Source organism: Rheinheimera sp. 4Y26 (assembly GCF_025245835.1).
GTDB lineage: Bacteria > Pseudomonadota > Gammaproteobacteria > Enterobacterales > Alteromonadaceae > Pararheinheimera.
In genome coordinates this window covers 123,953-138,329 of record NZ_JAOBWS010000008.1, presented here as the reverse complement: position 1 = coordinate 138,329, position 14,377 = coordinate 123,953, and the positions used below count along the sequence as shown (strand labels likewise).

14 protein-coding genes are annotated in these 14,377 nt (G+C 49.2%); 3 read left to right on the top strand and 11 right to left on the bottom strand.

Annotation, left to right across the window (positions count from 1 at the left end; genetic code table 11):
• Positions 1–7 precede the first annotated feature (7 nt).
• Both N3Z11_RS11960 and N3Z11_RS11955 read right to left on the bottom strand, forming a co-directional pair.
• Positions 8–313: a DUF1840 domain-containing protein gene (locus N3Z11_RS11960; protein ID WP_260657409.1), complete on the bottom strand. Its 306-nt coding sequence runs from the start codon at positions 311–313 to the stop codon at positions 8–10.
• 75 nt (positions 314–388) lie between these two features.
• Positions 389–1,330, bottom strand: a complete 942-nt coding sequence (locus tag N3Z11_RS11955; RefSeq protein WP_260657408.1) for a glutaminase — start codon at positions 1,328–1,330, stop codon at positions 389–391.
• A 165-nt stretch (positions 1,331–1,495) separates the two neighbouring features.
• Here N3Z11_RS11955 and aceK point away from each other — a divergent pair, with 165 nt between their 5' ends.
• Complete coding sequence (gene aceK / locus N3Z11_RS11950) at positions 1,496–3,247, top strand: bifunctional isocitrate dehydrogenase kinase/phosphatase (RefSeq protein WP_260657407.1); 1,752 nt, start codon at positions 1,496–1,498, stop codon at positions 3,245–3,247.
• Between the two features lie 47 nt (positions 3,248–3,294).
• Here aceK and N3Z11_RS11945 read toward each other — a convergent pair whose 3' ends face one another.
• A complete protein-coding gene (locus tag N3Z11_RS11945) occupies positions 3,295–4,086 on the bottom strand; it encodes an START domain-containing protein (protein WP_260657406.1) in 792 nt (263 codons plus the stop codon).
• Positions 4,087–4,180: 94 nt separating this feature from the next.
• On the opposite strand from N3Z11_RS11945, the gene N3Z11_RS11940 reads away from it, so the two are divergent.
• Positions 4,181–4,870 carry a tRNA-uridine aminocarboxypropyltransferase gene (locus N3Z11_RS11940; RefSeq protein ID WP_260657405.1) on the top strand — a complete coding sequence of 230 codons (690 nt, stop codon included), beginning with the start codon at positions 4,181–4,183 and terminating at the stop codon, positions 4,868–4,870.
• Here the strand turns inward: N3Z11_RS11940 and N3Z11_RS11935 are convergent, their stop codons facing one another.
• Both N3Z11_RS11935 and N3Z11_RS11930 read right to left on the bottom strand, forming a co-directional pair.
• Positions 4,871–5,728, bottom strand: a complete 858-nt coding sequence (locus N3Z11_RS11935; RefSeq protein ID WP_260657404.1) for an alpha/beta fold hydrolase — start codon at positions 5,726–5,728, stop codon at positions 4,871–4,873.
• Complete coding sequence (locus tag N3Z11_RS11930; protein ID WP_260657403.1) at positions 5,710–6,705, bottom strand: M14 family zinc carboxypeptidase; 996 nt, start codon at positions 6,703–6,705, stop codon at positions 5,710–5,712. Before N3Z11_RS11930 ends, N3Z11_RS11935 begins: the two co-directional genes overlap by 19 nt.
• A 176-nt stretch (positions 6,706–6,881) precedes the next feature.
• Here N3Z11_RS11930 and N3Z11_RS11925 point away from each other — a divergent pair, with 176 nt between their 5' ends.
• Positions 6,882–7,148, top strand: coding sequence for a hypothetical protein (locus N3Z11_RS11925; protein ID WP_260657402.1), 267 nt, complete (start codon positions 6,882–6,884; stop codon positions 7,146–7,148).
• Here the strand turns inward: N3Z11_RS11925 and N3Z11_RS11920 are convergent.
• The 6 genes from N3Z11_RS11920 to N3Z11_RS11895 form a co-directional block, all read right to left on the bottom strand.
• On the bottom strand, positions 7,145–7,654 hold the full coding sequence (locus N3Z11_RS11920) for a GNAT family N-acetyltransferase (protein WP_260657401.1): 510 nt from the start codon (positions 7,652–7,654) through the stop codon (positions 7,145–7,147). The genes N3Z11_RS11925 and N3Z11_RS11920 overlap by 4 nt on opposite strands.
• A gap of 82 nt (positions 7,655–7,736) precedes the next feature.
• A complete protein-coding gene (locus tag N3Z11_RS11915; protein ID WP_409566867.1) occupies positions 7,737–9,245 on the bottom strand; it encodes an alanine/glycine:cation symporter family protein in 1,509 nt (502 codons plus the stop codon).
• 214 nt (positions 9,246–9,459) lie between these two features.
• Complete coding sequence (mtgA, locus tag N3Z11_RS11910) at positions 9,460–10,164, bottom strand: monofunctional biosynthetic peptidoglycan transglycosylase (RefSeq protein WP_260657399.1); 705 nt, start codon at positions 10,162–10,164, stop codon at positions 9,460–9,462.
• 144 nt (positions 10,165–10,308) lie between these two features.
• Positions 10,309–11,721, bottom strand: coding sequence for an alpha-amylase family glycosyl hydrolase (locus N3Z11_RS11905; RefSeq protein WP_260657398.1), 1,413 nt, complete (start codon positions 11,719–11,721; stop codon positions 10,309–10,311).
• Positions 11,722–11,885: 164 nt separating this feature from the next.
• Positions 11,886–13,031 carry a bifunctional chorismate mutase/prephenate dehydrogenase gene (tyrA, locus tag N3Z11_RS11900; protein ID WP_260657397.1) on the bottom strand — a complete coding sequence of 382 codons (1,146 nt, stop codon included), beginning with the start codon at positions 13,029–13,031 and terminating at the stop codon, positions 11,886–11,888.
• A gap of 9 nt (positions 13,032–13,040) precedes the next feature.
• Positions 13,041–14,099, bottom strand: coding sequence for a 3-deoxy-7-phosphoheptulonate synthase (locus N3Z11_RS11895; RefSeq protein WP_260657396.1), 1,059 nt, complete (start codon positions 14,097–14,099; stop codon positions 13,041–13,043).
• Positions 14,100–14,377: the final 278 nt, after the last annotated feature.

Sequence of the window (14,377 nt, the reverse complement as noted above, 5' to 3'; positions counted from 1 at the left end):
CAGCCTGTTAGTCCCAGCTCAGATTATGGCCAGCCTTAGCGGCGCCTTTGAGCATTTCCAGAAGCGGCAGTGCTCTTTTACGTAAACTAACCGGCGCGTCCTGCTCATCGGCATTGGTGTTGGAGTTGGGCAGCTCTGGCTCTGCCCCATCTTCCAGTGCCTGTTGCAGCTGCCATAAAGCCTGGGGCACGTCTTCGGCAAAAATGGCGCCCGGCACTTTGGGGGTGACGCCCATTTTTTCTATTAGTTGCAGTGCAATATCACCAAACATGGTAATGGGGTAATAATCTTTGCTATGAAATGTGACTAACATACATCTTCCTTTGCTGATAGTTGCAAGCTTGCGGGTTCACTTCAACTATAACCCCTGTGCAACGGCCACACAGCTTTAATACACAGATAAACCCAGTTGCTCGGCCAAAGCGCGGATCAAATGCATCGCCAGCTGCGAATTACCAAAGCTGTTTAGTGGCGGGCTCCAGGCGGCTATTACCCCATAATTGGGCACTACCGCCACTATACCGCCGCCCACGCCACTTTTGGCCGGTAACCCCACGGTAAAAGCAAACTCGCCGGACTGATCATACATACCGCTGGTGGTCAGAATAGCATTCACTCTATGGGCGTCCTTGCGACTGCAAATCTGCTCACCGCTCACCGGATCCTGCCCTCTGTTAGCCAGATACAAAAAACTGCGCGCCAGCTGCTCACAGCTCATTGCCACCGAACATTGATGAAAATATTGCTCCAGCACCAGCGGCACTTCACTCTGAATATTGCCAAAACTTTTCATCAGATAAGCCAGGGCCGCATTACGGCTGCCGTGCTGCTGCTCTGAAGCATACACTTTAGGGTCGATATAAATAGACTGGCAGTCGGTCAGGCGCCTGATAAACATTAAAAAGCTGTTGATACTGGCCGAATAATGGCTGGCCAGCACATCGGCAATGACCAGAGCGCCCGCGTTTATCACCGGATTACGGGGTATGCCCTGCTCCCACTCCAGCTGCACTATCGAATTAAAAGGCTGGCCTGAAGGCTCCATCCGCACTCTATGCCACAGCTCATCGCCCTGCAGCTGCATTGCCATGGTCAGCGCATAGGTTTTTGACAGGCTCTGAATGGAAAAAGGCACAGCCGCATCACCGGCTGATGCCACTTTACCATCTAAAGTGGCCACGGCTATACCAAGCCGGTTAGGCGCAACCTGAGACAAAGCCGGAATATAATCGGCCACCTTGCCGCTGATGGGCATCTGGCGCGCCTGCGTCAGTAAGTCGGCCAAAGCCTGGTTTAAATCCACAATGGGGCAAAAGTCCGCCTGTTGCATCAGGCACTCCTTGCTGGAATTTTAAAAAACGCTATCAGAGCACAGTTAAAAGTAAAGGCGCAAGCTGCTGACAGGTTTGCTTTTTCGCCCGCCTTTGGGTATCAATAGAGATTAGAGTATCAGCTCAATTTAGTGCCATCGCCTGTGGGCGGGCCAGGGAGCCTTATGAGTCAGCCCCGCCATATTGCCGAAGTGATTTTAAAAGGCTTTCGCCGCCACTTTAGTTTGTTTTCGCAAATGACCCAGCAGGCCAAACAACGTTTTGCCCATGCCGACTGGCCCGGGTTACAGCAGGACAACGCCAACCGCATCAGCTTTTATGATTTAAGGGTGCAGGAAGCGATAGACCGGCTGGTGCTGGAACTGCCACAACATTGTCTGGATGAATCTTTATGGCAGCAGGTGAAACAACATTATCTGGATTTTTTAACTTTTCACCCTCAGGCCGAGCTTGCCGAAACTTTTTATAACTCTGTGTTTTGCCGCTTGTTTGCCCGCAAATATTTTCATAATCAGAATATTTTTGTTGAGTCGACCTTAAGCAAACAAAAACTGCCGGCCCCTGTGGCTTCGGTCTATGACAGTTATTTTCCGGTGCAGGATGGCCTGCGCAACTGTATCCGAAAAATTGTGGCAAGTTACGCATTTTCACTGCCGTTTGCCGATGTAGAGCGCGATATCCGCTATGTGATCCAGACTTTTCGTGCCGAATCCGGCCATGGCCGCCATCCGGTGCATCAGATCCGCTTTGATATGCTCAAATCGGTGTTTTACCGTAATAAAGCCGCTTACATTGTTGGCCGTGTAGTGAGCCCCGACGGCCAGCAACCTTTTATTATTCCGATTTTGCAAAGTAAAACCCAGCCACGCCAGCTGTATTTGGACACCCTGATTACCGATGCGCAGCAAATGAGTATTATCTTTGGCTTTTCAAGGGCTTATTTTATGGTGGACTTGCCGGTGCCATCAGCCCTGGTGCACTTTTTAAAAGAGCTGCTGCCGCATAAAACCCTGGCCGAACTTTATTCATCGGTGGGCTTGCATAAACAGGGCAAAACCGAGTTTTACCGCGAGCTGCTGCAGCATTTAACCAAATCCAGCGACAGTTTTGTCGCGGCGCCCGGCATTCGTGGCATGGTGATGATGGTGTTTACGCTGCCATCTTTTCCTTATGTATTTAAAGTCATTCGCGATAAATTTTCCGACACCAAAAACTTTGGCCGCGACACCGTCAAAGCCCGTTATTTACTGGTAAAAAAACACGACAGAGTGGGCCGGATGGCCGACAGCATGGAATACTCCTACGTGGCGCTGCCAAAAAACCGCTTTTCGCCTGAACTCTTAGCCGAACTGATGGAAGCTATTCCTGGCTCATTAAGTTTTGAAGACGACAATCTGGTGATCTCACATTTGTATATTGAAAGGCGGATGATCCCACTCAATATTGCGCTGGAAACTGCCAGTGATGCAGAAAAAGCCAGGCTGATGGCCGATTATGGTCAGGCACTGAAAGACATGATTGCCGCCAATATTTTCCCGGGGGACATGCTGTTAAAAAATTTTGGCGTCACCCGCCACGGCCGCGTGGTGTTTTATGATTACGATGAAGTGCAATATTTGCTGGATGTGAATTTTCGTAAAATTCCTAAAACCGATAACTACGATGACATGCTAAGTTCAGAACCCTGGTATAGCGTAAGCCCGGGTGATGTGTTTCCGGAGCAAATTGCGACTTTTGTGACGCCGCAGCCGAGACTTCGTGAACTGTTGTTTCAGGCCCATCCGCAGCTTTTGGACGCCGATTTCTGGTGTGATAAACAACAGAAAATCAAGGCGGGATTTGTAGAGGATATTTTCCCCTACCCAATCAGCCAGCGTTTTAGCCGGCGTTATGCCAATGAAGCCTCAGCGGAATAAAGAGCCTTCAGCAGAATAAAGAGCCTTCAGCGGCGTAAAAACGACGCTCAGCGTTTTTCTTCTGCAGCCTTTAACCTCTGACAGGCCTCAGTTACCGACTGCAGCGTTTCACAAATTCCCGGATGAGGTTGCTGATATTTTGCCAATTGCAGTTGCTGCTGCAACGCCAAAAAACTTTTCCAGCTGGATGATAACGCCACCGGATCGCTTAAAAAACGTGGCACCTTGCCACCAGCATCAGCAATGCCAATATAAGTCAGCCTGACTCTGTTATCTGGCAAAGGTTTTAACTGCCAGTGTGCGGAAAAGCCCCGCAGCCGCAGTTTACCCGGATTATCCGGATGTAACTCGGCGCAGTCCCACACCTGCATATGAAAAGTTAAATCCGCTTGTTGCCGCCACTCGGAGCAGCTGACTAACTCCCGCTCTGTTAACGGCCAGGGTGCGTTAAAACGGGTATAAACCAAATCTTCATACAGCGAGGGTTTGGCAAGCACTGTTACCTGCGCCACATTGTGTAACCACAAAGCTGCGTTGTTGGTATCGGCCAGAACCTGCAAAAAAGCCGACATTGACCCCTGATAATCGAGCTGCACCTGCACCTGCAGCAGTTTTTTGCCACGCTGACTGATATGCCGCTGTTGCAAACTAACTTGTTCGGATTTTTTATATAAACGCCAGGGCTCTTCACTGGCCTGAGCAAAGCCCATCGATAAACCAGCACATAACAGCCATAACAGCAGCTTCAGGCGCTGATAACCCGGCCGGAATAAACTTTTTGTTGCTGCAGTGCGACTAAACACTATGTTGTTGTCCTTCTCATCAGTTGCTGCGCTCACGCAGACAAGGCAGCTTATCCAAATCACTGCCCAAGCCTTTTTTCGGCTACAATGGCCGCCGCAAAATTTGGTCTTGTTTTACCCGGAGCTGTTGGTGACCCATATTAATTCAGTGCTGGCACTGCGTCTGCAGGAACTGCAACGCACCACCAAACCTTTTAACGCCAGAGGCAGCCGGGTGATCCGCTGTGATCATTGTTTATTACCCAAAGCCGATTGTATCTGTTTTGCCAAACCAGAGCCTTGTGCCAACAGTGCTTTTTTATTTTTGATGTACACAGGCGAGTGTTTTAAACCGACTAATACCGGCCGTTTAATCGCCGATGTGGCACTGGATAATCATGCGTTTGTCTGGGACAGAACAGAACCGGATCCGGCCTTATTGGCATTATTACAGGACGAGCGTTATCAGCCGGTGGTAATTTTCCCCACCCAATATGCGGCGCCTGAACGTTGCATTAAAAAACCAACACCAGAGCCTGGTAAAAAAACCTTGTTTATTTTGCTGGATGGTACCTGGCGTGAAGCGAAAAAAATGTTTAGCAAAAGCCCATACCTCGATAAGTTTCCGGTGCTGGGTATTCAGCCGGAGCAGGCATCTAACTACCAATTGCGCGAAGCAGCGCACTTACATCAGCTCTGTACCGCTGAAGTGATGATTGAAGTGTTAAAAATCGACAATGACAACAAAGCGGCCACTGCGCTTGCAAGCTATTTTGCCACTTTTCGCAAACATTATATGGCCGGTAAACCTCATCTGAATTTTATCGAAACGGATAATTAATCACTCTGGTGCTGCATAAAAACGCACCGCCTGAGCTAATAACCAGTCCGGGTCGTCCAGCGCCAGATCATGGCCGGCGCTTTGATGTAGCAACAAAGGCACCTGCCAGCGCTGTGCAATCTGCTGACTGGCACTGATATCCACTAATCTGTCGTTGCGGCTCCCCAAAAGCAGCACTTTGCAGCCTGGTTTATCCGGCAACACAAAGTGACTGGCCGCCCATAGTTGGCGCAGTGCATTGCTGCGACTCACCGGCCTTTGCCGCGCCAATGCAACAAAATGCGGATAACAAGCCTCCCTCACCTGCGCTTTATTGCTGGTAAGCTGTAAAATCAGCTGTTCTCTGTGGGCTATTGAACCACACAAGGCCGCCAGCACAGCAGGATAACTTTGCCATTTCAGTCTTTGATAAAAGGGCGTTAGATCGCCGGCACTGCTGTTAATTAGTAGCAAAGACAACACCTCAGCCGGATAAAGTTCGGCAAAACGCATCGCCAGCATAGCGCCCAGCGACATGGCCAGCAGATGATAAGGGCCCTCAATCTGACGCAGCTGACGGCGCACCAGAGTCAGAATACCGCACAAGCTGGCAGGCGAGCGCTGCATATAATGCTGCCCCATGCCGGGCAAATCCACACAATACACCGGCTGACTGACGTGCTGTTGTAATAGCTGGGGAAATTGCCCCCAGTGTTGCTGCTCGCGCGCCAGGCCACGCAATAAAATCACCGGTGCCGAGCCAAATTGTGCCCTTACCAGCTCAGCTTGGGCCTTTGTTTTCACTTCGGCTTGAGTCTGAACCTCTTTGTCCGTGATTTGGCTGCCTGTATCAGCGTTATTTATGCTTTGCTGTACCATAATGCCTCCGCAGCCTGTTGTTGCGCGCTGCCAACAGTGCCAAGCCAATCCGGCGCTGCCGCTGTGGCATGCAATAAAAAGTCGAGTAAAATCAGATGGGAACGCAGCACTCTTTTTACTCTGTGTGGTTTGACCGGATGAAACAAACCATGGCTTTTGAGCAGCTGAAAGGGGTTCTTCCGCACCCAGTTCCACGATCCCATTTCCAGTGTTAATGGCAAAAAAATCTGGTGATATTGCTGTGACTCGTCATACAGATGATCCCATAAATCGCCATGACACAAATAATGCCGGCTTTGTGGCTCAAAAATATAATTTTGCTGCGGGAAACTCTGAAACAACAGCTGCTGTAGCCGGTACATCTGCGCCAGATGAGCAATAGGCTGTTTTGCCGTTTTGGCATAGGGAAACCATAACCTGTCGGTGCGGCCAAAACCGGAATGGCAATCCAGCGCCAGCATAAAAGGTGCCTGGAAAAACTTCCGCACATAAGCAATTAGCCACTGATTTTCCTGTGCCAGCTCGCCGGGTTCGCCCCTATACCAGGGTAAAAACCGGCTGACTCTGTGACCACCCAATAAAAAAGCGGCTTTTTCCACTGCTTCTGTCGGCGCATTACGCATTAAATCAATATGCTGTGGATTAGAGCGCCAGCCAAGTGCCATACCGCCGGGGTTTAGCAGCGGCACCATACAAAGCTGAACTTTGTCAAAGAGTGCAGCAAAGTGTTGATCCCATTGTAAGCGGGCGCATAAAGACTCAAGATAAGCGAGCAATACCTGAGTGCCGATGCGCTCCAGCCCATGCACACCGCCGGTTAGCAATAACACAGGTTTGTCTTTTGCACGCTTGCCAATTTCAATGGCATAAACCGGCAATTGCTGCGTTTTAAGCTGCACCTTGCCAAGCTGCTGTGACTGCACCAGCTTTGGCGCTTGCTGCAACATTAGTTCCAGTTGATTAAGTTCGGCAAACAAAACAACCGCCAGTGTTTTTACAAGAGAAAACAACACCCTAGCTATAACAGGTGTCAGTCAGATGGCGTTTTGATGAAAATTTACCTGATATTTTTAACCGGCAGCCTTTTTAGCCACAGCAACTGCGGCAAACTATGGCATAGTAAGAGGATACCGCCCTCTGGCAGGAGTTTCTTTTGCAACACCGCAAAGTTCAACCCACCCTATCTGTGCTTCGGCTGACACTTGGGTTCATCACCGTACTTGCCCTGAGTGCCTGCAGCGGCTCGCCACCCAGAGGCAGTGAAGAATATTGGTTTAATAAATTACAAATGGAACAAAGGGCTCAATGCAGCCAGTTGCCTGAGCCTTTAGCCAGCAACTGCTTAACAGATGTTGCCAAACGCAGTTATCAGGACTTTGTACGCGAACGTAGTGCCGCCAAAAACCAGTCACAGCGTTAAACTTTTGGCAGCGCGTAATAATCTACTTTTTTATCTTCACCCGGCACTTGCAGCTGGCCTTGTTTCTGCAGCCCGAGCTTTTGCAGCACCTTTTGTGACGCAATATTATGTGGGGCGACAATCCCAACTATTTCAGGTAGTTGCAATACATTTTTGCCATAAGAAAATACAGCGGCCGCCGCTTCAGATGCATAACCCTGGCCGGCAAACTCCGGAAAAAACGCATAACCAATATCGGGTTTGCCCAGATAATCGCGGTACACCAAACCACAAAGACCAATATCCAGCCCGTCTTCCTTCCTTGTGACCCGGTACATACCAAAACCATGCTGGCGATACATGGCAAGCGGACCTTCATTCAGATATTTTTCTGCCTGCTCCAGAGTACGCACACCCCTATCGGCAATATTGGCAATAAAAGTAGGTTCGTTTAACAATCTGAGCATCAGCGCCGCATCGGCTTGTGTCAGTAAATGAAACAACAAACGGGGACTGGAAAATAGCACCTTCACATCTCCACTGTGGTTATGGATCTTCACTGTCGCTTTAATAAAAAGCCCGGTATCAGAACCGGGCTTCACTTTTTAATTATTCAGCTTGTTGTTGCCGCTGTTTTTCCAGGCGTTTTTCCCAGAAAGTTGCGTTTTTAATACCCAGCTTCACCGGATCGAAGCTGATAGGACCGCCGGCTTTTTTCTGCCGCTCGTAATCGCGCAGGCAAGTGATGGTTGGTTTGTGCAAAAAGAAAATCAGCAAAATACCTAACACGTTCACCCAGGCCATCAGACCTACACCAATATCACCGATAGTCCAGATGTAACCTGCACTGTTAACTGTGCCGTATGCCACCATAAACATCAGCAGCAATTTAAAAAACACCACAGGTAACTTGTTATTAAACACCCGGTTTAAATAAGCCACGTTGGTTTCAGTGATGTAGTAATAAGCCAGAATAGTGGTAAAAGCGAAGAAAAACAGTGCCAAGCCAACGAATATCTGCCCAAAGTCACCAAAAACCTGCAGCAGCGCCAGCTGGGTAAAAGCAGCTGAGCCAATTTCAGTGTTGGCGGCTACGTTCTGCACAATAAAGCTGCCGTCGGTTAAAGTACCCACAACGTTGTATTGTTGGGTAATTAATATCATCAGCGCTGTGGCTGTACAAACCAATAAGGTGTCGACATAAACCGAAAAAGCCTGCACTAACCCCTGCTGCGCCGGATGCTCTACTTCAGCTGCTGACGCCGCATGAGGGCCGGTTCCCTGACCTGCTTCATTGGAATAAATGCCCCGTTTGACCCCCCAGCCGATAGCTGCACCAAAACCTGCCTGGGCGGTAAAAGCGTCGTTGATGATCAACATAAAAATACCTGGCAGTTTGTCCAGGTTTAAAAACACCACAATCAGCGCCATCACGATATAACCCAGCGCCATAAAAGGCACAATCACCTGGGTAAACTGAGCAATACGTTTAATGCCACCAAAAATAATAAAGGCCAGGATGATCAGGATCACGGCCAGCGAAATCAGTTTATAAGTGCCCACTTCACCAAAGCTGGTAACGACCATGTTGCCATCACCAAAAATCTGGGTTACTGCATTACCAACGGCATTGGCTTGCACCCCAGGCAGGAAAATACCACAACCAATAATGGCAGAAATGGCAAAAATAATGCCGAGCGGACGCCAGCCCAGACAACGTTCAAAATAATAGGCCGGGCCACCACGGTACTGACCATCTTCTTCTACTTTGTAAATCTGACCTAAAGTTGATTCAGCATAAGCGGTACTGGCGCCTAAAAAGGCCACCACCCACATCCAGAAAATGGCGCCTGGGCCACCAAAGCCAATGGCTGCAGCAACACCGGCAATATTACCCACACCAACCCGGCCGGATAACGACACCGCGAGGGCCTGAAAGGATGAAATGCCTTTGTCGGACTCGTTATTGTTCAGCATCAGTTTGCACATTTCTTTAAAATGGCGAACCTGGGCAAAGCGGGTCATCAGCGAATAAAAAAGGCCGGCGCCTAAGCATAAATAAATCAGAGCCGGGCTCCAGATCACATTATTTATGCTGTTTACAATTTCATTCATCAACTCATTCCTCAATCTTTATAGTTATGGCAGCCGCGGCAGGTACCGGACTGAGCTGTGCTGTGACAATGTGTAAGGTTCCCTGAAACCAGCGCAGACAAGCGCAATAAGATAACCAAGTCGGGCTCTCAGGCACAGTATTATTTCGCTAATGTTCGGCGAAATTGCGGTTTTTTCCGCCAATTGTGCATCTGGTAAGAGCTGTAAGGGCTTCACATTAACGACTGAGTTGTTTTTGTACCGGTGTCAGCTGGCGCATTTGTTTTAAAATCCATTGCTGACGTCTTTGCACATAAGGGGATGGCCGCTTCACTAAAAAGCGATGTGGATTGGGTAACACTGCCGCCAGCAAAGCCGCCTGCTGCCGGTTTACTCTGGCTGCTGAAGTGCCAAAAAAATGCTGTGCCGCTGCTTCCACACCATAAACACCGGCACCAAATTCAATACTGTTCAGATAGACTTCTAAAATACGCTCTTTGCCCCAGGCGCCTTCTATCAGCACTGTAATGCCAGACTCCAGCCCTTTTCTCAGCCAGCTGCGGTCGCTCCATAAAAATACATTTTTGGCCGTTTGTTGGCTGATAGTGGAGGCGCCCCGTACTTTTTTGCCTTTTTTGTTATAAACCAGTGCTTTTTCAATGGCCTGCATATCAAAACCATGATGCTGCAAAAACTTCTGATCTTCAGCTGCCACCACAGCCTGCAATAAATGCGGTGAGATAGTGTCGATAGAGCGCCATTGGTGGCGCGGCTGATAGTGCCTGTTATCAGACAGCCAGGCGCTGATTTGCCGCTCCAGCATCACAGCGGTATAAGGCACAGGCAGCCAGGCAAACAGCAGCACCAGCAATAATAAGCCGGCACTGCCATAACGCAGCAAAACCGCAATAAAGGACAAAAACTTATGAAAAATCAACAGCACTGCCGATAACCACTTAAGTCTGGGTGCTGCGAGTATAAAGACATCTGTCGACAAAACCCAGTCTGCTGCCGCCTGAACTGCAGCAAGGGCCTTCAGTGACAGCTGACGCCAGAGTTAGCGCCTGCGCTGGTATCAGCGTCAGTGTTAAAGTTGCACAGTCATAATTCGATAAGACCAGGGCGCAAGCTCAAGGCTGGTATCCGCTTTAATGTTGATTTGATTGCCACTGTGAAAATCCTGATAGCTGCCATGGTGCAGTTTTTCTTTAAAGCTGACCTGTTGTGGCTGTTTTGACAAATTAAACACCGCAAACACTTTGTTGTTGTCATTTTGCCGGACAAAACTCAGCACCTGATTGGGCGCACTATTAAACACCGGTATCATCCGGGCGCCCCAGGCAGCATTCCATAGCGCACTGTTGGCTTTTTTCAGTGCAAAGAGTTTTTGATACAAAGCGCCGTTTTCATGCTCACGCCACTCAATAGGATCCCGTTCAAAAAACGCCAGTTGTTTTTGATTACCCGCTTCCTGACCGTTATAAATCATCGGAATGCCTTCCCCCACCACAGATAACGCCATAAAAGCGTGCAGCGCAGCGCCAAAGGCTTTAAATTCGGTTTGCTCCCAGGCATTCACATCATGGTTACTGACGCCCAGCATACGGAAAATATCCTGTGGGTAGTGCCGCTCGTTCCAGGAGTAATACACATAAAGTTTATTTACATCGGCATGACCCTGCGCTATCTGGTGCGCCGCTTCATACCAGCTCCAGCCGTAAGTAGCATCAAAAGCTTTGGCATGTAAATCGCGGGTTTCCCATTCGGCCAGCATAAACACAGGTTTAATGGCGTCCAGCTCAGGGCGTAATTGTTCCCAAAAATCCAGCGGCACAAAACCGGCGACATCAGCTCTGAAACCATCAAAACCTATGTCTTTGACCCAATACTTCATCGCGTCAATCATATAACGGCGCAGTTCAGGCTGGCTGTAATCCAGCTCAATAATGTCGTGCCAGTCCCACCAGGGCGTTGGACGAAAATCGCCTTTCCAGTCGCGGGCGTACCACTGTGGATGCGACGTCACTAGATGATTGTCCCAAGCCGTATGGTTGGCGACCCAATCAAGAATGACATACATACCCAGCTGGTGCGCCCTGGCAATAAAGGCCTTTAAATCTTCTTTGGTGCCAAACTCCGGGTTCACCGCCAGATAATCTTTCACCGAATAAGGGCTGCCCAAACTACCCTTACGGTTTTTTTCGCCAATAGGCTGCACCGGCATTAACCACAAAATGTCCACCCCCAGTTTTTTCAGTCTGGGCAGTTGTTTGGCGGCGGCGTTAAAAGTGCCTTCCTGGCTGAACTGTCGGGTATTAATTTGATAAATCACCGCATCTTTAGCCCAGTCCGGATGTTTTAACTGCACATAAGGACGTGCGGCAAGTGATATTGTGCTGGTGCTGGGCGCTGTTGCAGGCGTTTTGCTGCTGGCCATAGCATAACCAGTGCACAAGGACGTGAGTAATAATAACCATTTGAAATGTAACGTTGTTTTCATCATACCCTCAGTATCAGCCCTGAGCAGCCAACCGGAGCAGCTCAAAATTTAACCATGAGTATTTAATATTTTGCCGGCCGATCACAAGCAATGAATGCTGCCATACGTATGCAGTGATAATGCAGAAGGAACAAGGGGGTTACAGCAACAGAAAAGCGCAGTGGTTAACTGCGCTCATCTGAGGCTTTTTGTAATAAACGCCGGCTTTCCTGTAAAAACTGCGGCGCCAGCTCGCCAAAAAATTGCTGGCCTTTGGCAAACTCAGCCATTAAACCCGCTTTGTCGCGAGCGGCCAGCAAATGCGACAACTGATTAAATCTGTGTTGATAACGCTGTAATAACCCGGTAACTGCCACAGAAGACAACATAATATCGGCATAAAGTTCAGCATTTTGGGCAAACAAGCGCCCTACCATCGCCAGCTCCAGCCGGTAAATCGGCGAGCTGAGTTCCAGCAGCTGCTGTAAATCCGCCTGCTCTTCAGCCAGATGCACACCATAGACCAAAGACGAAAAGTGGCGCATGGCCTGGATCATCTGCATCAGTTCATCATGCTGCCGGGCTTCTTTTTCAGTCAGCACAGCACCCCAGACGTTAAATTGTTTTAATAACCACTGATACTGCTCCGGCGCACGGCCATGACACACCACCACCACCTGTTTCACAATATTGCTGATATCTGGGCCAAACATCGGATGTAAGCCAAGCACAGGGCCCTGATGATGCGCCAGCATCGCTGCTAAAGGTTCGGCTTTAATACTGGTTAAATCCGCCAGCACACAATCTTTGGGCAGCGGCGGTAACTGGCCAATCACCTGAGCTGTGACATGGATAGGCACTGCCAGCAGCACCAAGCAGGCGTTTTGCACCAGGTCTGCTGCTCGTTCCCAGTCGTTATGCTCCAGCACCACAACTTCATAACCCGAGCGCTGAAACAAACTGACAAAACGTGCACCCAACGCACCGGCGCCACCAACCACCACCACTTTGCCGCCTTGTGGCCGGCAACAGACAAAACCGGCTTCCTGCGTTTGATAAGACTCACGCATCACCCGGCGTAGTACATCTTCGACCAGCTCGGGCGACACTCCGGCTTGTTCTGCTTCTGCTCTTCTGGCTTTTAGCAAGGCCAGTTCACGCTGTGGTACATAAAGCGGCAGTGCATGTTGTTGTTTCACCCGCCCTACTTCAGCTGTCACTTTGGCGCGTGCGGCCAAAAGCTGCACCAGCTGACGATCCAGCTCGTCAATTTGCGCGCGTAAAGGCGCCAGCGCCGCCATCGGATCAGAGCCAGTGTCATTGTTGTTCATGCCCACCTCTTAAGCCGCCTGCACCACAGGCTGCATTTGCAGATGTATAGCCGCCAGTAATTGTGCTGTAGTTGGCCAGTCAATACAGGCATCTGTCACCGACACGCCGTACAACTCAGCTTTACCGTTGATAATATCCTGCCGTCCGGCGTGAATATTAGATTCAAGCATCAAACCAATAATAGCCTTGTTACCCAGCTGGCGCTGCGCCACCACAGCTTCGGCCACCTGCGCTTGCCTGTTGTGATCTTTATTCGAATTACCATGACTGCAGTCCACCACTATGGCCTTGGGCAGATTGAGTTTATTCAAAGCTGCAACTGCGTCGTTAATACTGGCCGCGTCATAGTTGGGTTTGGCGCCACCGCGTAAAATAATATGACCATCCGGGTTACCGGCCGTTTGCACCAGCGCCACTTCGCCTTTTTGGTTAATACCAATAAAAGTGTGTGGGCTGGCCGCCGATTGCAGTGCGTTTAAAGCAATATTTAAATTGCCGTCCGTGCCATTTTTAAATCCAACCGGCATCGACAAACCACTGGCCATTTCTCTGTGGGTTTGCGACTCCACTGTACGGGCACCCACTGCAGCCCAGGCAATTAAATCTGACAGGTATTGTGGGCTGATGGGGTCGAGCGCTTCTGTTGCCGCCGGCAACTCCATTTCCACCAGTTGTAATAACAAGTCACGACCCCGGGTTAAACCGGTTTCCAGATCAAAAGAGTCATCCAGGTGTGGATCGTTGATAAAACCTTTCCAGCCCACTGTGGTACGTGGTTTTTCAAAATACACCCGCATCACAATATACAAACTGTCCTGGTATTGCTGCTGCAGCACTTTTAAACGCCTGGCATAGTCGATAGCCGCAACAGGATCATGAATGGAACAAGGCCCCACCACCACCAGCAGGCGTGGGTCTGTGCCCTGAATGATATTGGCGATATCACGGCGGGCTTGTTGTACAAACAAAGCGCCTTTTTCCGTTAACGGCAGCACTTTTTTCAGCACCAGCGGCGGACTTAAGGGTTTTTCCGCGGTAATACGTAAATCATCAACAATTTTGCTCATCGGTTTGGCTCCAGCAGTGTCGTTTCAGTTGTTATTCCAGCCAGGAGGATGAGGCAGAAATGAACGTAAACTTTTTAATACATTGTGTAATTCATTAATTACGGTTTTGCATATTAAAAATTCACCACTTCACTGTCAACCTTTAAAAGACCTATAAAAACTGAATAGTCACCATCACAACAACCAATGCAAACCGTACAATTAAATGAACACATAAAAACCTCACAGCAAACCAATGGACGTATAAATGTCTATATGATTGAGAGATAAAGAAATAT

Bases quoted from the DNA above. Each gene is read 5' to 3' on its own strand.
- N3Z11_RS11895 (WP_260657396.1), bottom strand. From the start codon at position 14,099: ATGAGCAAAATTGTTGATGATTTACGTATTACCGCGGAAAAACCCTTA.
- N3Z11_RS11935 (WP_260657404.1), bottom strand. From the start codon at position 5,728: ATGGTACAGCAAAGCATAAATAACGCTGATACAGGCAGCCAAATCACG.
- aceK (WP_260657407.1), top strand. From the start codon at position 1,496: ATGAGTCAGCCCCGCCATATTGCCGAAGTGATTTTAAAAGGCTTTCGC.
- N3Z11_RS11905 (WP_260657398.1), bottom strand. From the start codon at position 11,721: ATGAAAACAACGTTACATTTCAAATGGTTATTATTACTCACGTCCTTG.
- tyrA (WP_260657397.1), bottom strand. From the start codon at position 13,031: ATGAACAACAATGACACTGGCTCTGATCCGATGGCGGCGCTGGCGCCT.
- N3Z11_RS11955 (WP_260657408.1), bottom strand. From the start codon at position 1,330: ATGCAACAGGCGGACTTTTGCCCCATTGTGGATTTAAACCAGGCTTTG.
- N3Z11_RS11960 (WP_260657409.1), bottom strand. From the start codon at position 313: ATGTTAGTCACATTTCATAGCAAAGATTATTACCCCATTACCATGTTT.